Annotated in this window: 17 protein-coding genes; 1 reads left to right on the top strand and 16 read right to left on the bottom strand. The window is 72.4% G+C overall.

The features are described from left to right. Positions 1 to 25: 25 nt before the first annotated feature. On the bottom strand, positions 26 to 1,945 hold the full coding sequence (locus NMK44_RS13035) for an ABC transporter ATP-binding protein (RefSeq protein ID WP_254742019.1): 1,920 nt from the start codon (positions 1,943 to 1,945) through the stop codon (positions 26 to 28). Positions 1,946 to 2,147: 202 nt separating this feature from the next. After that, positions 2,148 to 3,083 carry a methionyl-tRNA formyltransferase gene (fmt, locus tag NMK44_RS13040; RefSeq protein WP_254742022.1) on the bottom strand — a complete coding sequence of 312 codons (936 nt, stop codon included), beginning with the start codon at positions 3,081 to 3,083 and terminating at the stop codon, positions 2,148 to 2,150. Between the two features lie 259 nt (positions 3,084 to 3,342). Between fmt and NMK44_RS13045 the strand changes: the two genes are divergently transcribed. Continuing rightward, entirely contained in the window at positions 3,343 to 3,888 is a 546-nt protein-coding gene (locus NMK44_RS13045) for a hypothetical protein (RefSeq protein WP_254742025.1), read from the top strand. A gap of 90 nt (positions 3,889 to 3,978) precedes the next feature. On the opposite strand, the gene NMK44_RS13050 is transcribed toward NMK44_RS13045, so the two are convergent. The 14 genes from NMK44_RS13050 to pyrR all read right to left on the bottom strand — a co-directional run bounded on the left by NMK44_RS13050 (position 3,979) and on the right by pyrR (position 20,583). Next, a complete protein-coding gene (locus tag NMK44_RS13050) occupies positions 3,979 to 6,150 on the bottom strand; it encodes a primosomal protein N' (RefSeq protein WP_254742028.1) in 2,172 nt (723 codons plus the stop codon). A gap of 133 nt (positions 6,151 to 6,283) precedes the next feature. After that, a complete protein-coding gene (gene metK, locus NMK44_RS13055) occupies positions 6,284 to 7,492 on the bottom strand; it encodes a methionine adenosyltransferase (RefSeq protein WP_254742030.1) in 1,209 nt (402 codons plus the stop codon). A gap of 241 nt (positions 7,493 to 7,733) precedes the next feature. Next, positions 7,734 to 8,951, bottom strand: a complete 1,218-nt coding sequence (gene coaBC, locus NMK44_RS13060; RefSeq protein WP_254742033.1) for a bifunctional phosphopantothenoylcysteine decarboxylase/phosphopantothenate--cysteine ligase CoaBC — start codon at positions 8,949 to 8,951, stop codon at positions 7,734 to 7,736. A gap of 125 nt (positions 8,952 to 9,076) precedes the next feature. Beyond that, entirely contained in the window at positions 9,077 to 9,349 is a 273-nt protein-coding gene (rpoZ, locus tag NMK44_RS13065; protein ID WP_005319902.1) for a DNA-directed RNA polymerase subunit omega, read from the bottom strand. 29 nt (positions 9,350 to 9,378) lie between these two features. Next, entirely contained in the window at positions 9,379 to 9,945 is a 567-nt protein-coding gene (gene gmk / locus NMK44_RS13070) for a guanylate kinase (protein WP_254742036.1), read from the bottom strand. A gap of 39 nt (positions 9,946 to 9,984) precedes the next feature. Further along, positions 9,985 to 10,308 (bottom strand): integration host factor, encoded by a 324-nt coding sequence (locus NMK44_RS13075; RefSeq protein WP_009713618.1) that lies wholly within the window; start codon positions 10,306 to 10,308, stop codon positions 9,985 to 9,987. 204 nt (positions 10,309 to 10,512) lie between these two features. Then, entirely contained in the window at positions 10,513 to 11,367 is an 855-nt protein-coding gene (gene pyrF, locus NMK44_RS13080) for an orotidine-5'-phosphate decarboxylase (protein ID WP_254742039.1), read from the bottom strand. After that, entirely contained in the window at positions 11,364 to 12,473 is a 1,110-nt protein-coding gene (locus NMK44_RS13085) for a quinone-dependent dihydroorotate dehydrogenase (protein ID WP_254742603.1), read from the bottom strand. Before NMK44_RS13085 ends, pyrF begins: the two co-directional genes overlap by 4 nt. A gap of 89 nt (positions 12,474 to 12,562) precedes the next feature. Then, positions 12,563 to 15,874, bottom strand: a complete 3,312-nt coding sequence (gene carB, locus NMK44_RS13090; protein WP_254742042.1) for a carbamoyl-phosphate synthase large subunit — start codon at positions 15,872 to 15,874, stop codon at positions 12,563 to 12,565. Then, positions 15,867 to 17,006 carry a glutamine-hydrolyzing carbamoyl-phosphate synthase small subunit gene (gene carA / locus NMK44_RS13095; protein WP_254742045.1) on the bottom strand — a complete coding sequence of 380 codons (1,140 nt, stop codon included), beginning with the start codon at positions 17,004 to 17,006 and terminating at the stop codon, positions 15,867 to 15,869. Before carA ends, carB begins: the two co-directional genes overlap by 8 nt. Next, the gene (locus NMK44_RS13100) at positions 17,003 to 17,590 is read right to left on the bottom strand and encodes a PH-like domain-containing protein (protein ID WP_254742048.1); all 588 of its coding nucleotides are present in this window, start codon (positions 17,588 to 17,590) and stop codon (positions 17,003 to 17,005) included. The genes carA and NMK44_RS13100 overlap by 4 nt, the downstream gene beginning before the upstream one ends. Continuing rightward, positions 17,587 to 18,885, bottom strand: coding sequence for a dihydroorotase (locus NMK44_RS13105; protein WP_254742051.1), 1,299 nt, complete (start codon positions 18,883 to 18,885; stop codon positions 17,587 to 17,589). The genes NMK44_RS13100 and NMK44_RS13105 overlap by 4 nt, the downstream gene beginning before the upstream one ends. Before the next feature lie 2 nt (positions 18,886 to 18,887). After that, a complete protein-coding gene (locus NMK44_RS13110; protein ID WP_254742054.1) occupies positions 18,888 to 19,859 on the bottom strand; it encodes an aspartate carbamoyltransferase catalytic subunit in 972 nt (323 codons plus the stop codon). A gap of 139 nt (positions 19,860 to 19,998) precedes the next feature. After that, positions 19,999 to 20,583, bottom strand: a complete 585-nt coding sequence (gene pyrR / locus NMK44_RS13115) for a bifunctional pyr operon transcriptional regulator/uracil phosphoribosyltransferase PyrR (protein ID WP_254742057.1) — start codon at positions 20,581 to 20,583, stop codon at positions 19,999 to 20,001. Positions 20,584 to 20,749: the final 166 nt, after the last annotated feature.

A 20,749-nucleotide genomic window follows, 5' to 3' on the forward strand; every position in this document is an offset into this window, starting at 1 on the left:
GCGGGATGGGGCTGAAAGGGCCAGCCTACGCGGCCGGGGTGGGCGTGGTCCGCGCACCGTCGGGGGCCGCTCCCGGCTCCCCGCCCGGCCGTTCGAACTGGGTCCGGTAGAGCTGGGCGTAGCGTCCCTCGGCGGCGAGCAGACCGGGGTGCGTACCGCGTTCGACGACCCGTCCGTCCTCGACGACGAGGATGAGGTCGGCGGCCCGCACGGTGGACAGCCGGTGGGCGATGACCACCGCGGTGCGTCCCTCCAGCGCCTCGGCCAGCGCCTCCTGCACGGCCGCCTCGGAGGTGGAGTCCAGATGGGCGGTGGCCTCGTCCAGGATCACCACCCGGGGGCGGGCCAGCAGCAGCCGGGCGATGGTCAGCCGCTGGCGCTCACCACCGGAGAGCCGGTAGCCGCGCTCGCCGACGACGGTGTCCAGACCGTCCGGCAGGGACGCGATCAGCCCCTCCAGACGGGCCCTGCGCAGAACGTCCCACAGTTCCTCTTCGGTGGCCCCGGGGCGGGCCAGCAGCAGATTGGCGCGGATGCTGTCGTGGAAGAGGTGGCCGTCCTGGGTGACCATGCCGAGCGTGGAGCGCAGGGACTCGGCGGTCAGATCGCGGACGTCCACACCGGCCAGCCGCACCGCGCCGCTGTCGGTGTCGTAGAGCCGGGGCAGCAGTTGGGCGATGGTCGACTTGCCCGCGCCGGAGGAGCCGACGAGGGCGACCATCTGCCCGGGTTCGGCGCGGAAGGACACCTCGTGCAGCACCTGGACACCGCCGCGGGTGTCGAGGGCGGCCACCTCCTCCAGGGAGGCGAGGGAGACCTTGTCGGCGGCCGGGTAGCCGAAGCCGACGCGGTCGAACTCCACCGACACCGGGCCCTCGGGGACCTTCCGGGCGTCCGGCTTCTCACTGATCAGCGGCTTGAGATCGAGCACTTCGAAGACCCGCTCGAAGCTGACGAGCGCGCTCATGACCTCCACCCGGGCCCCGGCCAGCGAGGTCAGCGGGGCGTAGAGCCGGGTGAGCAGCAGGGCGAGCGAGACGACGGAGCCGGGGTCCAGCCGTCCGTTCAGCGCGTAGTAGCCGCCGAGGCCGTAGACCAGGGCCAGGGCGAGCGCCGAGACCAGGGTGAGCGCGGTGACGAAGGAGACCTGGACCATCGCGGTGCGCACCCCGATGTCCCGCACCCGGCTCGCCCGCCGGGCGAACTCCTCCGACTCCTCGGCGGGCCGTCCGAAGAGCTTGACCAGCGTCGCGCCGGGGGCGGAGAACCGCTCGGTCATCTGGGTGCTCATCGCGGCGTTGTGGGCGGCCGCCTCGCGCCGCAGTCCGGCCAGCCTGCCGCCGACGCGGCGGGCGGGCAGCAGGAACAGCGGCAGGAGCAGCAGCGCCACCAGGGTGACCTGCCAGGAGATGCCGATCATCACCACCAGGGTGAGCAGCAGCGTCACCAGATTGCTCACCACTCCGGAGAGGGTGTCGCTGAACGCCCGCTGCGCGCCGATGACATCGTTGTTGAGCCTGCTGACCAGTGCACCGGTGCGGGTGCGGGTGAAGAAGGCCACCGGCATCCGCTGGACATGGTCGAAGACCGCGGTGCGCAGATCGAGGATCAGCCCCTCGCCGATGGTCGAGGAGAGCCAGCGCGTCAGCAGTCCGAGGGCCGCCTCGGCCACCGCGATCACGGCGATGAGCCCGGCCAGTCCGAGGACGGTGCCCTGTCCCGAACGGTGGATGATCGCGTCCACCACCCGGCCCGCCAGCAGCGGCGTCGCCACCGCGAGCGCCGCCGTGACCGTGCTCAGCAGCAGGAACAGCCGCAGCGGACGGCTGTGGGGACGGGCGAACGCGCCGATCCGGCGCAGCGTCGCGCGGGAGAAGGGACGTCGGTCATCGCTGGCGTTCGAGGCGTGGTGCAGGGAATGCCAGGCGGTGACTTCCATGTCCATCGCGCACCTCCGGGGTCCGAGTGCCGCCCCCGTGAAACCGGCTGATCCGGAACCGGCGGCACATCAGGGACGGTAGAACCTCAACAAAGGTTGAGGTCAACTGTCTCCGGTGCGAGGGGCCGCGCGTCGTGGCACGCCGGACCTTTCCCTCACCTCGGTGCGCCCCGGTGGCGCCGGGCGCGTTCGCCGGAAGCGCCGCGCCCTACGACGCCCCCAGCCGCTCCCCCTCGGCGATCCGCACCCCGCGCGCCCAGTCGGCCGCGAGCATCGGCTTCTTGCCCTGCGGGCGGACCCAGCTCAGCTCCACCGCATGGCTGCCGGTGCCCACGTAGACCGCCTTCTTGGTGACCGCCATGGCGCCCGGCTCCAGTTCGGTGCGGTCCGGCACCAGCGCGGCGGACACCACCTTCAGCCGCTCACCGCGGAAGGTCGTCCACGCGCCAGGCGCCGGGGCGCAGCCGCGCACCACCCGGTCCACGCGCAGCGCGGGCACGGACCAGTCGATCTCCGCATCCTCCACATTGATCTTCGGGGCGAGGGAGATGCCCTCGGCGGGCTGCGGTACGGCGCGCAGGGTGCCGTCCTCGATGCCGTCCATCGTCGCCGCGAGCAGTCCGGCCCCGGCGAAGGCCAGCCGGGTCAGCAGATCGCCGCTGGTGTCGGTGGCCCGGATGTCCTCGGTGACCACCCCGTACACCGGTCCGGAGTCCAGCCCCTCCTCGATCTGGAAGGTGGACGCCCCGGTCACCTCGTCACCCGCGAGCACCGCGTGCTGCACCGGCGCGGCACCGCGCCACGCGGGCAGCAGCGAGAAGTGCAGATTGACCCAGCCGTGCGCCGGGATCTCCAGCGCCGCCTTGGGCAGCAGCGCCCCGTACGCCACCACCGGACAGCAGTCCGGCGCGATCCCGGCCAGCCGCGCCAGGAACTCCGGATCCCTCGGCTTGGCGGGCTTGAGCACCTCGATCCCCGCCTCCGCGGCCCGTTCGGCGACCGGGCTGGCCACCAGCCGGCGGCCGCGCCCGGCGGGGGCGTCGGGACGGGTCACCACGGCCACCACCTCGTGCCGGTCCGACGCCATCAGCGCGTCCAGGGCGGGCAGTGCGACCTCGGGGGTACCGGCGAAGACGAGCCTCATGGGTGGCGAACTACCTCTCACACAGCGGAAACGGCGACTCAGTCTATGGTCCGCCATCCCGGGGGGCGTACGGTCCGAGGCCCGCACGCCCCGGACCGTGACCGACGGGCGGGTGCCGCGTTGGTCAAGAGAGATTGACCGACACCGGGCCGCGCCAGCGGCCCGATCTGTCTCCCCCCATACCGTTCTCACCTCCGGACTCCCCCGACCCCCGCATCCCCCCTATTCCCCCTTCCACCCCGGTTCGAGAGGCTTGTTCATGGCCGACCACGCAACCCACGACGCCCAGGCACGGGCCAGCCTGCACCTCCTGGTCCGGGATATCGAGCGGGTCCGCCGACAGGTGGACGCGCTGCGTACGCTCACCGCCCAGCTCGGCAACGTCTACCGCCCGCGGCGCACCGGCCCGTCCGCCGGTTTCGTGGTCTACGGACGCGCCCCCGCCCCCACCGTGCGGCTGGCCCAGGAGCTGCGGGACAGCGTCGAGACGCTGGTCACGGCCGCGGTGGACTTCGACCGCTCGCTCGGGTTCTCCTGGGACGCGGTGGGGTCCGCACTGGGCGTCACCAAGCAGGCGGTGCACCGGCGTTACGGCGCCCGCCGGGCCGCAGCGCAGCCCACGGGCGAGGGGGGTGAGGTCCCGGCGGCCCGCCCGGACGGGCCCACCGCACTGCCCTCCCCCACCCTGCCGTCGGTGCCCGCCGCCCGCTCCGGTCCGCCGCAGCCCGCGCCGCTGCGCGACGAGCCCCGCCCGCTGCGCGACGAGGCCCGCCCGAGCGCCTTCCCCAGCCCGCGCAACGGCTGACGCGCACGCCTCACCCGGCCCGCACGGCGGGCCCCGGCCCACGGGCCGCTCTTCCCGCGGATCGCCGACCCCCGCGGGCGGGACGGCCCGTCAGCCGATCTCCAGCGGATCCACCCGGACCGCCGGGTCCTTCTCCCCCCGGGCCAGGCGGCGCGCCTTCGCCTCCTTGAGGGCCGCGGCCAGCGCGCTGCCCTGACCGGGACGGACCCGCACCAGTGACCGCTCCCACCGCTCGCCCGGCGGTGGGTCACCCGGACGGCGCGGCCGCCCCGGCTCGCTCACCGGCAGCGGTACCGGACCGAGGGTCTCCGCCCCCTCCGGCAGCTCTGCCGAGGCGATCAGCTCGGCCACCGCCTCCGCCGGACCGGACACCGCCGCCATCCGCGAGACCGGCGGAAAGCCGAGCTGGGCCCGCTCGGCCAGCTCCCGCGCCGCGTACCCGGCCGGATCCCAGCGCACCAGCGCCTGCACCGGACGCAGTGTGGGCTCGGCGATCACCACCACCGTGCCGCCGCCGGCCGCTCCGCCGCCCTCACCGTGGCCGCGCACCAGGGAGGCCGCCCCCAGCCAGTGGCGCAGCGCGTCCTCGCCCGCCCGCAGATCGGGGCGGCCCAGCAGCGCCCAGCCGTCCAGCAGCAGCGCCGCCGCATAGCCGCCCTCGGCAACCGGTTCGGCGCCCGGGGTGCTCACCACCAGCGCCGGACGGTCGGGCACCGTGGTCAGCACATGGTCCCGGCCGGAGGTGCGGACCGGGACGGCCGGGAACGCCCGGCCCAGCTCCTCGGCGGTGCGCCGGGCCCCGACCACACTCGCCCGCAGCCGCGCGCCGCCGCAGGACGCGCAAGCCCAGCCGGTCTCCGGCCGTCCGCACCAGCCGCACACCAGCCGGTCCGCGTCCCGCGCCTCCAGCGGACCGGAGCAGTGACCACAGCGCGCGGGCTCCCGGCAGCGCTCACAGGCCAGCCGGGGCACATAGCCCCTGCGCGGCACCTGCACCAGCACCGGACCACGGGTCAGCGCCTCGCGCACGGTCTGCCAGGCGAGCGTGGGCAGCCGGGCGGCACGGGCCTCGGCGTCCCGGGCCACCTCGCCCTCGTCGACCGTGCGGACCAGGGGCGCGGCGGCGCGGACCTGGTCGCGCCCGGCCTCCAGGGGCCGCGCCCAGCCGTTCTCCACGAGCTGGGCGGCCTCCACGGTGCGGCCGAGATCGCCCAGCAGGAAGCCGGTCCGCTCCTGGACCGCACGCAGCAGCAGGACGTCCCGGGCGTGCGGCCGGGGCAGATGGTCATCGCTGTGGCTCTGGTCGCCGTCGTCCCAGATCCCCACCAGGCCCAGCTCCCGGACCGGCGCGAACATCGCGGCGCGGGTGCCCACCACGGCCCGTATCGCGCCCCGGCCGACCGCCAGCCAGCGGCGGTAGCGCTCCTCGGGGCCGAGTTCGGCGGTGAGCAGCACATGCCGCCCCGGCCCGCCGAGGGCGACGGTCAGCGCCTCGTCCACCCGGGCGGCCGTCTTCCCGTCCGGCACCACGATCAGGGCGCCGCGGCCGGAGGCGAGGGTGGCGGCCACGGCGGCGGCCCATTCGGCGGGCCAGTGCGGTCCGGGCAGCGCGGTCCACACCGCGCGCGGCAGGTCACCGCGGGCGAGCGCCTCCAGGAATCCAGGTCCGGCCGGATAGCGCGCCCAGGTGCCGGGCGCGGGCGGCGGCGGGGGCGGCAGCGGCGGCGGGGACGTCTCGGCCTCGGCCCGCGCACTGCGCCGGGGCACGGCGAGCTGGAGCACATCGGCCAGCGATCCGGCATAGCGGTCGGCGACGGCCCGGCACAGCGCCAGCAGCCCCGGCCCGAGCACCGGCTCCGGGGAGACCACCTGGGCCACGGCGGCCAGCGGACCGCGGTAGTCGGACTCGGCCACGCGCTCGATGAGGTAGCCGTCGAGCAGTCCGCCGCCCTCCCGGCGCCCTTCGCGCACCCTGCCCGCCCCGGCCCCGAACCGCACCCGCACCCGCACTCCGGGCTGGGCCTCGGCGTCCATCTCGGCGGGGACGGCGTAGTCCCACAACTTGTCCAGGTGCACCGGGCCCTTGTCGACGAGGACCTTGGCCACCGGCAGCTCCGCCGCGAGCGCGGCCCCCCGCCAGGTGCGCGGCTTGGCCCGCGGCACCTTGGCGCCGCGCACGGTCTCCCGGATGAGCGCGAGCTGCTCCCCGCCGGGCGGCTGCGCCTCGGCGTCCCGCTTCGGCCCCTGGTTCTCGCTGCTCACAGCTCAAGTCTTAGCAGACGGCGCCGACACGGAGATCCTTCCGGGCCATGGGCCCGGGCCCTGCGGCCCCCGGGACGCCGCAGGGCCCGGCCACCCCTTCCGGGGTGCCGGGCCCTGTCCGGAACCGGGGGGCTTACAGCCCGGCGGCGGCGCGGAGCGCGTCCACGCGGTCGGTGCGCTCCCAGGTGAAGTCCGACAGCTCACGGCCGAAGTGGCCGTAGGCGGCGGTCTGGGCGTAGATCGGGCGCAGCAGGTCGAGATCGCGGATGATCGCGGCCGGGCGCAGGTCGAAGACCTCGGAGATGGCCTTCTCGATCTTCTCGGCGTCGATGGTGGCGGTGCCGAAGGTCTCGACGAAGAGACCGACCGGCTCGGCCTTGCCGATGGCGTACGCGACCTGGACCTCGCAGCGCTGGGCGAGCCCGGCGGCGACCACGTTCTTGGCGACCCAGCGCATCGCGTAGGCGGCGGAGCGGTCGACCTTGGACGGGTCCTTGCCGGAGAAGGCGCCGCCACCGTGGCGGGACATCCCGCCGTAGGTGTCGATGATGATCTTGCGGCCGGTGAGACCGGCGTCACCCATCGGACCGCCGATCTCGAAGCGGCCGGTGGGGTTGACCAGCAGGCGGTAGCCCTCGGTGTCCAGCTTGATGCCGTCCTCGACCAGCTCGTTCAGCACGTGCTCGACGACGAACTCACGGATGTCGGGGGCGAGCAGCGAGTCCAGGTCGATGTCGGAGGCGTGCTGCGAGGAGACGACGACGGTGTCCAGCCGGACCGCCTTGTTGCCGTCGTACTCGATGGTGACCTGGGTCTTGCCGTCCGGGCGCAGGTAGGGGATGGTCCCGTTCTTGCGGACGTCGGACAGCCGACGGGAGAGCCGGTGCGCCAGGTTGATCGGCAGCGGCATCAGCTCGGGGGTCTCGTCGCACGCGTAGCCGAACATCAGGCCCTGGTCACCCGCGCCCTGCTTGTCCAGCTCGTCCTCGTCGCCCTCGACCCGCAGCTCGTAGGCCGAGTCGACACCCTGGGCGATGTCGGGGGACTGTGAGCCGATCGACACCGAGACGCCGCAGGAGGCGCCGTCGAAGCCCTTCTTCGACGAGTCGTAACCGATCTCGAGGATCTTGCTGCGGACGAGGCTCGCGATCGGAGCGTACGCCTTGGTCGTCACCTCGCCGGCCACATGGACCAGGCCGGTGGTGATCAGGGTCTCGACCGCGACCCGGGAGGTCGGGTCCTCCTTGAGGAGGGCGTCGAGGATGGTGTCGCTGATCTGGTCAGCGATCTTGTCAGGGTGACCCTCGGTCACGGACTCCGAGGTGAACAGGCGGCGGGACACATCGCTCCCTGGGGTTGCAGCGGCTGCTGGCTGATCATGGGCGGGACCGCTCGGGGGCTGCGCCCGGTGCGGTTCCTCGGCCAGTTTATCCGGCGCGCGGGCCGGTCGGGCATCCCGTCCCACAGAACGGGCAGGCCGTGACCTGGAACATACCCCGACGAGCACGGAAAAACAGCCACGGCGGCCCGTCAGGAAGGTGTCATGGCCCGATCGGCCGTCCCCCGGCCGCGGGGCGCGCCGGTCAGCCCAGCCGGGCGGTCACAAGATCCCAGACGGTGTCGGCCAGGGCGTCCTTGGGGCCGTGCGGAACGGGGGTCTCGGTGCCGTCGGCCGCGAGCACAACGGCCTCATTGGTCTCGGAACCGAACGTCTTGTGCTCCCCCACCTCGTTCACCACGAGCAGATCGCAGCCCTTGCGCACCAGCTTGGCGCGGCCGTTGGCCAGGACGTCATCGGTCTCGGCGGCGAAGCCCACGACGATCTGGCCGGGGCGGGCGCGGTCCGCGGAGATCTCCGCGAGAATGTCCGGATTCCGCACCAGGGCGAGCGGCTCGGGCTCGGCGCCCTCCCGCTTCTTGATCTTGCCCTGGGCATACCGGGCGGGCCGGAAGTCGGCGACGGCGGCGGCCATCACCACCGCGTCGGCGTCCGCGGCGGCCTTCAGGACCGCCTCCCTGAGCTGGGCGGCGGTGCCCGCGCGCACCACATCGGCCCCGGCCGGGTCGGGCAGCTCGCTGTTGGCCGAGACCAGCGTCACCCGGGCCCCCCGGGCGACGGCGGCGCGGGCGAGGGCGTAGCCCTGGCGGCCGGTGGAGCGGTTGCCGAGGAAGCGCACCGGATCCAGCGGTTCACGGGTGCCGCCCGCGCTGATCACCACATGGCGTCCGGCGAGGTCCTGCTCCCCCGCGCGCTCCCCGCGCTCCAGCACCCGGCGGCAGACCTCGAAGATCTGCCCGGGGTCGGGCAGCCGCCCCTTGCCGGTGTCCACACCGGTCAGCCGTCCGACGGCGGGCTCGATGACCAGCGCGCCGCGGCGGCGCAGGGTGGCCACGTTCTCCCGGGTGGCGGGGTGCTCCCACATCTCGGTGTGCATCGCGGGGGCGAAGACGACCGGACATCGCGCGGTGAGCAGGGTGTTGGTGAGCAGATCGTCGGCGAGGCCGTGGGCGGCCTTGGCAAGGAGGTCGGCGGTGGCGGGGGCGACCACGACGAGATCGGCGGACTGGCCGATGCGCACATGCGGGACCTCGTGGACGGACTCCCACACCTCGGTCGTCGCGGGCCGGCCGGACAGCGCCGACCAGGTGGCCTCGCCGACGAAGTGCAGCGCCGAGGCGGTGGGCACCACCCGTACCTCGTGTCCGGACTCGGTGAGGCGCCGCAGCAGCTCACACGCCTTGTACGCGGCGATCCCGCCGCTGACGCCCAGCACGACCCTGGGCCTGTCCGCCGTGGTCATCGCTCGCCTCTCCCCGCCGTGTACGCCGTCGTACCCACCCATGACACACCACGAGCCCGGCGCTGGAGAACCCTCAGCCGTCGCTGGAGGCGCCCCGTGCCGGGCCGGTGATGAGCGATCTGAAACTACTGCGCCGGGCCCTCGATGGCCTCGGAGGTCAGCAGACCCGCGTTGATCTCGCGGAGCGCGATCGAGAGCGGCTTCTCGTGGACGTGGGTGTCCACCAGGGGGCCCACGTACTCGAGCAGGCCCTCGCCGAGCTGGGAGTAGTACGCGTTGATCTGCCGCGCACGCTTGGCCGCGTAGATCACGAGGCTGTACTTCGAGTCAGTGGCCTCGAGCAGCTCGTCGATCGGCGGGTTGATGATGCCCTCGGGCGCGGTGATGGAAGAGGACACGCTCTACCTTCCGAAAAGGGGGAAAAGATCTATAGAACCTTCATCAAGGCTAGCAGCTCACGCGCCACGTCCTCGACGGAGGTGTTGACCAGGGTCCGGTCGAACTCGGACTCCGCGGCCAGTTCGGTCCGGGCGGCCTCCAGCCGCCGCTCGATGACCTCCGGCGCCTCGGTGCCGCGGCCGGTCAGCCGGCGGACCAGCTCCTCCCAGCTCGGCGGGGCGAGGAAGACGAGCTGCGCCTCGGACATGGACTCACGGACCTGACGGGCGCCCTGGAGATCGATCTCCAGCAGCACCGGCTCACCCGCTTCGAGGCGGTCGAGCACGGCCTGCCGTGGGGTGCCGTAGCGGTTGCCCGCGAACTCGGCCCACTCCAGCAGCTCACCATTGGCGATGAGCTTGTCGAACTCCCCGTCGTCCACGAAGAAGTACTGGACGCCGTGCTGCTCGCCGGGGCGGGGCCTGCGGGTCGTGGCCGAGACCGAGAGCCAGACCTCGGGGTGTTCCTTGCGCATATGGGCGACGACCGTGCTCTTGCCGACCCCGGAGGGGCCGGAGAGCACGGTCAGTCGCGGACGTGCGGAGTGTGCTGCCATGGCAGCGATTATCCAGGTTCCCGGGGGTGCCTGGAAACGTCAGCCGGCGGCGCCGCCGAACTCACGCTCGAGCGATGCGATCTGGTTGGAGCCGAGACCCCGCACGCGGCGGCTCTCGGAGATGCCGAGGCGCTCCATGATCTGCTTGGCGCGGACCTTGCCGACGCCGGGCAGGGACTCCAGGAGAGCCGAGACCTTCATCTTGCCGATGACATCGTTCTCCTGGCCCTGCTTGATGACCTCGTGCAAGGAGGCGCCGGAGTGCTTGAGCCGATTCTTGACCTCGGCGCGCTCCCGGCGAGCCGCGGCGGCCTTTTCGAGCGCGGCTGCGCGCTGTTCAGGGGTAAGGGGCGGAAGAGCCACGCCTTCGTCACCTCGGATGTCGAACTGTCGGATATGGACCGGTGAGGAACCTAGTCGGCCCTCACCTGCGGAGCAACGCGCAACGCACGCGCACGTTCGCTCTCGTCGGAGACTAGCGGCCCATCCCGCTCCAGTCAGCGAGAACAGACGAAAAGTCCTGGTCAGACTCGCTCGACCGGTACATTTCTGGACAAAATAGCCTGGTTATTCGGCCACGGCGCGCACCTCATCGGCCATTCGGGCAGCCGCCTCGACCAGCGAGGCCGCGTCCGGACCGTGCCGGAGCACCCCCCGGCTGACGCTCGGGACGACATTGCGGACCGCCGCGCCGAAGACCCCGGGGAGGTCGGCCGGGGTCGCCCCCTGCGCCCCGATGCCGGGGGCGAGCAGCGGTCCGTCGATCGTCAGCTCGGCGCCCGCCCGGGACGCCGCGGTGCCCAGCGTCGCACCGACGACCGCACCGAAGGAGCCGAGCCGCCCCTCGGCCGCCTCCGCGGCGTTCTCCGCCTTCAGCGACGCCAGCACCGAGGCGGCGACGGAGGTGCCGTCCGCGCGGACCGCGTGCTGCACCTCGGCGCCCTCCGGGTTGGAGGTCAGCGCCAGCGCGAACACCCCCGCCCCGCTCGCCCGGGCCGTGTCCAGCGCCGGGCGCAGCGAGCCGAAGCCGAGGTAGGGGCTGACGGTGACCGCGTCGGAGAACAGCGGGCTGCCCGGGTCCAGATAGGCGGCGGCGTACGCGCCCATGGTGGAGCCGATGTCACCGCGCTTGGCGTCCATGAGGACCAGCGCCCCGGCGGACCGGGCGTCGGCCACGGCCCGCTCCAGGACGGCGATCCCGCGCGAGCCGAAACGCTCGAAGAAGGCCGACTGCGGCTTGAGGACGGCGACCCGCCCGGCGAGGGCGTCCACCACGGTGCGGGTGAACCGCTCCAGGCCCGCCACATCGTCCCCCAGGCCCCATTCGGCGAGCAGGGAGGCGTGCGGGTCGATCCCGACGCACAGCGGGCCGCGGGCGTCCATGGCGGCGCGCAGCCGGGCGCCGAACGGGGCGGTGGTCATGCGGTCTCCTTGCGGGCCTCGGCACCGACGGCGTCGGCGAGGGTGGCGTAGGGGGAGGCGGCGAGCCGGCCGGCGAGGCCGCGGTGGATCTCCCGGCACCAGAACGGGCCCCGGTAGATGAACGCGCTGTAGCCCTGGACCAGCGTGGCCCCGGCCAGGATGCGCTCCCAGGCGTCGTCCGCGGTCTCGATCCCGCCGACGCCGACGAGGGTGATCCGGTCCCCCACGCGCGCGTACAGCCGCCGCAGCACCTGGAGGGAGCGGGCCTTCAGCGGCGCGCCGGACAGTCCGCCGGTCTCACCGGTGAGCTCCGCGCCGGAGCGCAGCCCCAGACCTTCGCGGGCGATGGTGGTGTTGGTGGCGATGATGCCGTCCAGGCCGAGGTCGACGGCGAGGTCGGCGACCGCGTCCACGTCCTCGTCGGCCAGATCCGGGGCGATCTTGACCAGCAGCGGCACCCGGCGGTCCGTGACCGTGCGGTCGGCGGCCTCGCGGACGGCGGTGAGCAGCGGCCGCAGGTGGTCGACGGCCTGGAGGTTCCTCAGTCCGGGGGTATTGGGCGAGGAGACGTTGACGACGAGGTAGTCGGCATGGGCGGCGAGCCGCTCGGTGGACGTCACATAGTCGCCGACGGCTTCCGCCTCCAGGACGACCTTGGTCTTGCCGATGTTGACGCCGACCGTCGTACGGAAGACGGGGCGGCGCCTGGCCAGCCGGGCGGCGACCGCGGCCGAACCGTCGTTGTTGAAGCCCATGCGGTTGATCAGGGCGCGGTCGGCGACCAGCCGGAAGAGCCGCTGCCTGGGGTTGCCGGGCTGCGGCTGGGCGGTCACGGTGCCGATCTCGACGTGGTCGAAGCCGAGCATGGCCATGCCGTCGATGGCGGCGGCGTTCTTGTCGAACCCGGCGGCCAGCCCGAACGGGCCGTGCATCCGCAGCCCCAGCGCCTCGGTGCGCAGAGCCTTGTGGCGGGGGGCGAGGACGGCAGCGGCGAAGGTCCGCAGTACGGGGATGCGGGCGGCGAGCCGGATCCAGCCGAAGGCCAGGTGGTGGGCCTTCTCGGGGTCCATGCGCCGGAAGACCAGGCGGAACAGGAGCTGGTACATGGTCTCTTTCTGGGAGGGGGTGAGGGCGAGGGACTCATGAGGAGGGCTCATGAAGAGGGGGACACCGGCCGGTGTCCCCCTCCCTCGCCTCACTCCTCGCGGGCCGCGGTCAGATGTTCCGCGTGTTCCTGGAGCGATCGGACACCGACCGTGCCCCGGCCCAGCGCCTCGATGCCCTGGACGGCGGCGGCCAGCGCCTGGACCGTGGTCAGGCAGGGGACGCCGCGGGCCACGGCGGCGGTGCGGATGTCATAGCCGTCGAGTCGGCCACCGGTGCCGTAGGGGGTGTTGACGATCAGGTCGACCTGGCCGTCGTGGATGAGCTGGACGATGGTCTTCTCACCGTCCGGGCCCTCGCCCTCGCTCTGCTTGCGCACCACCGTGGCGTTGATGCCGTTGCGCTTGAGCACCTCCGCGGTGCCCGAGGTGGCCATGAGCTCGAAGCCGAGGCCGACCAGTTCACGGGCCGGGAAGATCAACGAGCGCTTGTCGCGGTTGGCCACCGAGACGAACGCGCGGCCCTTGGTCGGCAGCGCGCCGTACGCCCCGGCCTGCGACTTGGCGTAGGCCGAGCCGAAGACCGAGTCGATGCCCATGACCTCGCCGGTGGAGCGCATCTCCGGGCCGAGGATGGTGTCCACCCCGCGCCCGGAGGAGTCGCGGAACCGGCTCCAGGGCATCACGGCCTCCTTGACGGAGATCGGGGCGTCCATGGGCAGGGTGCCGCCGTCACCGGCCGCGGGGAGCAGCCCCTCGGCGCGCAGTTCGGTGATGGTCGCGCCCAGCGAGATCCGGGCGGCGGCCTTGGCCAGCGGTACCGCGGTGGCCTTGGAGGTGAAGGGCACGGTCCGGGAGGCGCGGGGGTTGGCCTCCAGCACGTACAGGATGTCCCCGGCCATCGCGAACTGGATGTTGATCAGACCGCGCACCCCGACCCCGCGGGCGATGGCCTCGGTGGAGGCCCGCAGCCGCTTGATGTCGAAGCCGCCGAGGGTGATCGGGGGCAGGGCGCACGCCGAGTCGCCGGAGTGGATACCGGCCTCCTCGATGTGCTCCATGACGCCGCCGAGGTAGAGCTCGTGACCGTCGTAGAGGGCGTCCACGTCGATCTCTATGGCGTCGTCGAGGAAGCGGTCGATGAGCACCGGGTGCTCGGAGATCAGACCCGCGTGCCGCTCCAGGTACGCGGCGAGCGACGGCTCGTCGTAGACGATCTCCATACCGCGGCCGCCCAGCACGTAGGAGGGGCGGACCATGACCGGGTAGCCGATCTCGGCGGCGATGCCCTTGGCCTGGTCGAAGGAGAAGGCGGTGCCGTACTTGGGGGCGGGCAGCCCGGCCTCGGTGAGCACCCGGCCGAAGGCGCCGCGCTCCTCGGCGAGGTTGATCGCCTCGGGCGAGGTGCCCACGATCGGCACCCCGTTGTCCTTGAGCGCCTGGGCCAGGCCCAGCGGGGTCTGGCCGCCGAGCTGGACGACCACACCGGCGACCGGGCCCGCCTGCTGTTCGGCGTGCACGATCTCCAGGACGTCCTCCAGGGTGAGCGGCTCGAAGTAGAGCCGGTCGGAGGTGTCGTAGTCGGTGGAGACGGTCTCCGGGTTGCAGTTGACCATGACGGTCTCGTAGCCCGCGTCGTGCAGCGCGAAGGAGGCGTGGACACAGGAGTAGTCGAACTCGATGCCCTGGCCGATGCGGTTGGGGCCCGAACCGAGGATGATCACCGCGGGGGTCTCGCGCGGGGCGACCTCGGACTCCTCGTCGTAGGAGGAGTAGAAGTACGGCGTCCGCGCGGCGAACTCGGCGGCACAGGTGTCGACGGTCTTGTAGACCGGCCGGATGCCGAGGGCGTGCCGCACCTCGCGGACCACGTCCTCGCGCAGCGAGCGGATCCCGGCGATCTGGGCGTCGGAGAAGCCGTGCCGCTTGGCCTCGGCCAGCAGCTCAGGACCCAGCTTGTCGGCGGCGGCCAGCTCGTCCGCGATCTCCTTGATCAGGAAGAGCTGGTCCACGAACCACGGGTCGATCTTCGTGGCGTCGAAGACCTCCTGCGGGGTGGCCCCGGCGCGGATGGCCGCCATGACCGTGTTGATCCGGCCGTCGGTGGGCATGTCGGCCCGCTGGAGGAGTTCGAGCTTGTCGCCGGGGTCACCGGTGAAGTCGAACTGGCTGCCCTTCTTCTCCAGTGAGCGCAGCGCCTTCTGCAGCGCCTCGGTGAAGTTGCGGCCGATGGCCATGGCCTCGCCGACCGACTTCATGGTGGTGGTCAGCCGGGCGTCGGCGGCCGGGAACTTCTCGAACGCGAACCGCGGCACCTTGACCACGACGTAGTCGAGCGTGGGCTCGAAGGACGCCGGGGTCTGCTCGGTGATGTCGTTGGGGATCTCGTCGAGGGTGTAGCCCACCGCGAGCCGGGCGGCGATCTTGGCGATCGGGAAACCGGTCGCCTTGGAGGCCAGCGCCGAGGAGCGGGAGACGCGCGGGTTCATCTCGATGACGATGACCCGGCCGTCCTCGGGGTTGACCGCGAACTGGATGTTGCAGCCGCCGGTGTCCACCCCGACCTCGCGGATCACGGCGATGCCGATATCGCGCAGGACCTGGTACTCACGGTCGGTGAGGGTCATCGACGGGGCGACGGTGATGGAGTCACCGGTGTGCACGCCCATGGGGTCGAAGTTCTCGATGGAGCACACGACCACGACGTTGTCGTGCTTGTCGCGCATCAGCTCCAGCTCGTACTCCTTCCAGCCGAGGATGGACTCCTCCAGGAGCACCTCGGTGGTCGGCGAGAGGGTCAGCCCCTGGCCGGCGATCCGGCGCAGTTCGTCCTCGTCGTGGGCGAAGCCGGAACCGGCGCCGCCCATGGTGAAGGAGGGGCGGACGACGACCGGGTAGCCGCCGAGCTCCTCGACACCGGCGAGGACGTCGTCCATGGAGTGGCAGATGACCGAGCGGGCGGACTCACCGTGGCCGATCTTGGCGTGGACCGCCTTGACGACCTCCTTGAACTGGTCGCGGTCCTCACCCTTGTGGATGGCCTCGACATTGGCGCCGATCAGCTCGACGCCGTACTCGGCGAGGGTGCCCGCCTCGTGGAGGGAGATCGCCGTGTTGAGCGCGGTCTGGCCGCCGAGGGTGGGCAGCAGCGCGTCGGGGCGCTCCTTGGCGATGATCTTCTCGACGTACTCGGGGGTGATCGGCTCGACGTAGGTGGCGTCGGCGATCTCCGGGTCGGTCATGATCGTGGCCGGGTTGGAGTTGACCAGGATGACCCGCAGCCCCTCGGCCTTGAGGACGCGGCACGCCTGGGTTCCGGAGTAGTCGAACTCGGCGGCCTGGCCGATGACGATCGGGCCGGAGCCGATGACCAGGACGGACTGGATGTCGGTGCGCTTAGGCACGCTGGCCCTCCATCAGGGTGACGAAGCGGTCGAACAGGTACGCGGCGTCGTGCGGACCTGCGGCGGCTTCGGGGTGGTACTGGACGCTGAAGGCGGGGCGGTCGAGCAGCCGGAGCCCCTCGACCACGTCGTCGTTCAGGCAGACGTGGGAGACCTCGGCCCGTCCGTAGGGGGTGTCGGAGGGCGCGTCGAGCGGGGCGTCGACGGCGAAGCCGTGGTTGTGGGCGGTGACCTCGACCTTGCCGGTGGAACGGTCCTGCACCGGCTGGTTGATCCCGCGGTGCCCGTACTTCAGCTTGTAGGTGCCGAAGCCGAGGGCCCGGCCGAGGATCTGGTTGCCGAAGCAGATGCCGAACAGCGGGGTGCCGCGCTCCAGCACTCCGCGCATCAGCGAGACCGGGTGGTCGGCGGTGGCCGGGTCGCCCGGTCCGTTGGAGAAGAACACCCCGTCGGGGCTGACGGCGTAGATGTCCTCCAGGGTGGCGGTCGCGGGCAGCACGTGCACCTCGATACCGCGCTCGGCCATCCGGTGCGGGGTCATGCCCTTGATGCCGAGGTCGATCGCGGCGACGGTGAACCGCTTGGTGCCGGTCGCCGGGACGACGTAGGTCTCGTCGGTGGCGACCTCGCCGCTGAGGTCGGCGCCCTTCATCTGCGGGGCGGCCTGCACCTTGGCCAGCAGCGTGGCCTCGTCGGCGACCGCGTCACCGGAGAAGATGCCCACCCGCATGGCACCGCGCTCGCGCAGATGACGGGTGAGGGCGCGGGTGTCGATCCCGCTGATGCCGACGACGCCCTGGGCGGTCAGCTCCTCGTCCAGGGAACGGCGGGAGCGCCAGTTGGAGGGCGTACGGGCGGGGTCGCGCACCACATAGCCGGAGACCCAGATGCGCCGGGACTCGGGGTCCTCGTCGTTGACGCCGGTGTTCCCGATGTGGGGGGCGGTCATGACGACGACCTGGCGGTGGTAGGACGGGTCGGTCAGGGTCTCCTGGTAGCCGGTCATCCCCGTGGAGAACACCGCCTCGCCGAAGGTCTCCCCCACGGCCCCGTAGGCACGGCCACGGAAGGTGCGGCCGTCCTCCAGGACGAGTACGGCGGGGGTCCTGGCCCCCGGGGTGGAGGTCGTCATCGTGCGCCTTCCTGGTTGTGCTCGGTGTTCTTGACGGCCAGGGCCTCGACCCAGGCCCGGTGCTCTGCGGCATGGTCGGAGCGGAAACCGGAGTCGATCTCCCGGTCGCCGTGCCGCCAGGTGATGATCAGCAGCCCGCCCTCGGCGAGGACCTTGCCCGCGATGCCCTTGTCGAGCCGGGCGCCGAGGAGGCTCCCGGCCGGGATGAAGAAGTCCCGGGCCCCGGGGCGGACCACGCTCACCCCGGCGTCGGTGAGGGTCAGCTCGACACGGCTGCGGGTGCCCAGGCCATGGGCCACGATCCGGTCCAGCCACTGCCCGGCGGTGGTCGAGCCGTGGTAGCGGCCGGCCAGCGAAAGCGTGGGCTCGCCGGGCTCGGCGGGTGCCTCGGGCAGCTCCGGCAGATCGCCCTGGAGGGTGCCGCGCCACCGCCAGCCCTCGCGCATCAGCCAGTAGACGAGCGCGATGACCAGCAGCAGTCCGACGACCCAGCCGATCCGCGCGGCCCAGTCCGTCACGTCCTGCGACTTCTGGTCGGCGGCCAGGGCCGTGAGGCCCGCCGCCGGATTGCTCAGAGGTGTCACGCCAGCTTCCCGTCCACGACCGTCGCCCGGCCCCGCAGGAAGGTGTGCGTCACACGGCCCGGCAGTTCACGGCCCTCGTAGGGGGTGTTGCGGCTGCGGGAGGCGAAGCCCGCGGGGTTCACCACACCACGGTAAGCGGAGTCGAGCAGGGTGAGGTTGGCGGGCTCCCCGGCGGCGATGGGACGGCCGTGGCCGGTGAGGCGGCCGATGACCGACGGGCGGTGCGACATCCGGTCGGCGACCCCCGCCCAGTCCAGCAGCCCGGTGTCCACCATCGTGTGCTGGACCACCGACAGCGCGGTCTCCAGGCCCACCATGCCCATGGCCGCTGCACCCCACTCGCAGTCCTTGTCCTCGTGCGGGTGCGGGGCGTGGTCGGTGGCGACGCAGTCGATGGTGCCGTCGGCCAGAGCCTCGCGCAGCGCCATCACATCGGCCTCGGTGCGCAGCGGCGGGTTCACCTTGTAGACGGGGTTGTAGGACCGTACGAGCTCGTCGGTGAGGAGCAGGTGGTGCGGGGTGACCTCGGCGGTCACGTTCCAGCCCTTGGACTTGGCCCAGCGGACGATCTCGACCGAGCCCGCGGTGGACAGGTGGCAGATGTGCACCCGGGAGCCGACGTGCGCGGCGAGCAGCACATCGCGGGCGACGATCGACTCCTCGGCGACGGCGGGCCAGCCGCCGAGGCCGAGCTCCGCGGAGACGATGCCCTCGTTCATCTGGGCACCCTCGGTGAGCCGGGGCTCCTGGGCGTGCTGGGCGATCACTCCGTCGAACGCCTTCACGTACTCCAGGGCACGGCGCATGATCACCGCGTCGTCGACGCACTTGCCGTCGTCGGAGAAGACGCGCACCCCGGCGGCGGAGTCGCGCATGGCGCCCAGCTCGGCGAGCTTCTTGCCCTCCAGGCCGACGGTGACGGCGCCCACCGGCTGGACATCGCAGTAGCCGGACTCCTTGCCGAGCCGCCAGACCTGCTCGACGACGCCCGCGGTGTCGGCGACCGGGAAGGTGTTGGCCATGGCGTGCACGGCGGTGAACCCGCCGACGGCGGCGGCCTTGGTGCCGGTGAGGACGGTCTCGGAGTCCTCGCGGCCGGGCTCGCGCAGATGGGTGTGCAGGTCGACGAGGCCGGGCAGCAGGATCTGTCCGGCGGCGTCGATCACGGTGGCACCGGCGGGGGCGTCCAGTCCGGTGCCGACGGCGGCGATGCGCTCACCCTCGATCAGCACGTCCTGCGGCTCGCCGCCGAGCACCTTCGCGCCGCGCAGCAGCGTCGTGTTCGTCTCGCTCATGGTTACTTGCTCTCCTCGGTGCGGGCGGCGGCGACGGCGGACTCGTTCCCGCCGAGCAGCAGATACAGAACGGCCATGCGGATGGAGACGCCGTTGGTGACCTGCTCCACGGCGGTGCAGCGGTCGGAGTCGGCGACCTCGGCGGTGATCTCCATCCCGCGGTTCATCGGGCCGGGGTGCATGACGATGGCGTGCTCGGGCATCCGGGCCATCCGGTCGCCGTCCAGGCCGTAGCGGCGCGCGTACTCCCGCTCGGTGGGGAAGAAGGCGGCGTTCATGCGCTCGCGCTGGACGCGCAGCATCATCACGGCGTCGGACTTGCCCACCACCGCGTCCAGGTCGTAGGAGACCTCACAGGGCCAGCTCTCGACACCGAAGGGGACCAGGGTCGGCGGGGCCACGAGGGTGACCTCGGCGCCCAGGGTGGCCAGCAGGTGGACGTTGGAGCGGGCCACCCGGCTGTGCAGGATGTCGCCGACGATGGTGATCCGGCGGCCCGCGAGGTCCTGGCCGGTGCCGGAGGTCAGATGGCGGCGCATGGTGAAGGCGTCCAGCAGCGCCTGGGTGGGGTGCTCATGGGTGCCGTCACCGGCGTTGACGACCGAGCCGCCGATCCAGCCGGAGGTGGCCAGCCGGTGCGGGGCGCCGGAGGAGTGGTGGCGGATGACCACCGCGTCGGCGCCCATTGCCTCCAGGGTGAGCGCGGTGTCCTTCAGGGACTCGCCCTTGGAGACCGAGGAGCCCTTGGCGGAGAAGTTGATGACATCGGCGGAGAGCCGCTTGGCGGCCGCCTCGAAGGAGATGCGGGTGCGGGTGGAGTCCTCGAAGAAGAGGTTGACGACGGTACGGCCGCGCAGTGTGGGCAGCTTCTTGATCGGCCGGTCGGCGAGCCGGGCCAGTTCCTCGGCGGTGTCCAGGATCAGGACGGCGTCATCGCGCGAGAGGTCGGCGGCCGAGATGAGGTGGCGCTTCATCCGGATGCTCCGTGGGTGAAGGAGGTGTGCGGGCGTACGGGCGGGCGTGCGCTGGCCCGGTGGCGCGGGGGCGGCACCGGGGCGTGACGACGGCCGGTGCCCGGGATCGCCGGGTGCCGTGCCGCCGCCTCGGCGGGCGCTACTGCCCGTCCGCGGGGGCGGTCTCGCGCAGGCCGAGGAGGACGCTGTCGCGGCCGTCCTCCTCGGTCAGCTGGACCTTGACCGTCTCCCGCAGCGACGTCGGGAGGTTCTTGCCGACGTAGTCGGCGCGGATCGGCAGTTCCCGGTGGCCCCGGTCGACCAGGACCGCCAGCTGGACCGCGCGGGGGCGCCCGATGTCACCCAGGGCGTCGAGCGCGGCGCGGATGGTGCGGCCGGAGAAGAGCACGTCGTCGACGAGGACCACCAGGCGTCCGTCGATGCCGTCGCCGGGGATCTCGGTGCGGGCGAGCGCGCGGGCCGGGCGCAGCCGCAGGTCGTCGCGGTACATGGTGATGTCGAGCGAGCCGACGGGGACCTCACCGGGCGCCCGGTCGGTGATCTCCTCCAGCCGGGCGGCCAGCCGCCGGGCGAGATGGACACCGCGGGTGGGGATTCCCAGGAGCACCACGTCGTCGGCGCCCTTGGCGCGCTCGACGATCTCGTGGGCGATGCGGGTGAGGACTCGCGCGATGTCGGGTGCTTCCAGCACCGAGCGCGCGGGACTCGAGGTGTGTGCGTCCATACGAAACGGACCTCCTTCTCCGCCTCACGGGACGGACCTTAAAGGACGTCGGATTTGCGCCAATCACATTAGCAGGCGTGAGCGAGTCACCCGCCATCACCCCTGGCGGGAGCCCCTCCGCCTCGTTCGGCTTGACGAACCGAGATTACGCTGCGTAACCTCACAG

The organism is Streptomyces cucumeris (assembly GCF_024295805.1).
In the GTDB taxonomy this organism is placed as follows: domain Bacteria; phylum Actinomycetota; class Actinomycetes; order Streptomycetales; family Streptomycetaceae; genus Streptomyces; species Streptomyces cucumeris.

Bases quoted from the DNA above. Each gene is read 5' to 3' on its own strand.
- NMK44_RS13085 (WP_254742603.1), bottom strand. From the start codon at position 12,473: ATGTACCAGCTCCTGTTCCGCCTGGTCTTCCGGCGCATGGACCCCGAG.
- coaBC (WP_254742033.1), bottom strand. From the start codon at position 8,951: ATGACCACGGCGGACAGGCCCAGGGTCGTGCTGGGCGTCAGCGGCGGG.
- pyrF (WP_254742039.1), bottom strand. From the start codon at position 11,367: ATGACCACCGCCCCGTTCGGCGCCCGGCTGCGCGCCGCCATGGACGCC.
- NMK44_RS13110 (WP_254742054.1), bottom strand. From the start codon at position 19,859: ATGAAGCGCCACCTCATCTCGGCCGCCGACCTCTCGCGCGATGACGCC.
- gmk (WP_254742036.1), bottom strand. From the start codon at position 9,945: ATGGCAGCACACTCCGCACGTCCGCGACTGACCGTGCTCTCCGGCCCC.
- NMK44_RS13035 (WP_254742019.1), bottom strand. From the start codon at position 1,945: ATGGACATGGAAGTCACCGCCTGGCATTCCCTGCACCACGCCTCGAAC.
- fmt (WP_254742022.1), bottom strand. From the start codon at position 3,083: ATGAGGCTCGTCTTCGCCGGTACCCCCGAGGTCGCACTGCCCGCCCTG.
- pyrR (WP_254742057.1), bottom strand. From the start codon at position 20,583: ATGGACGCACACACCTCGAGTCCCGCGCGCTCGGTGCTGGAAGCACCC.
- NMK44_RS13045 (WP_254742025.1), top strand. From the start codon at position 3,343: ATGGCCGACCACGCAACCCACGACGCCCAGGCACGGGCCAGCCTGCAC.
- NMK44_RS13105 (WP_254742051.1), bottom strand. From the start codon at position 18,885: ATGAGCGAGACGAACACGACGCTGCTGCGCGGCGCGAAGGTGCTCGGC.
- carA (WP_254742045.1), bottom strand. From the start codon at position 17,006: ATGACGACCTCCACCCCGGGGGCCAGGACCCCCGCCGTACTCGTCCTG.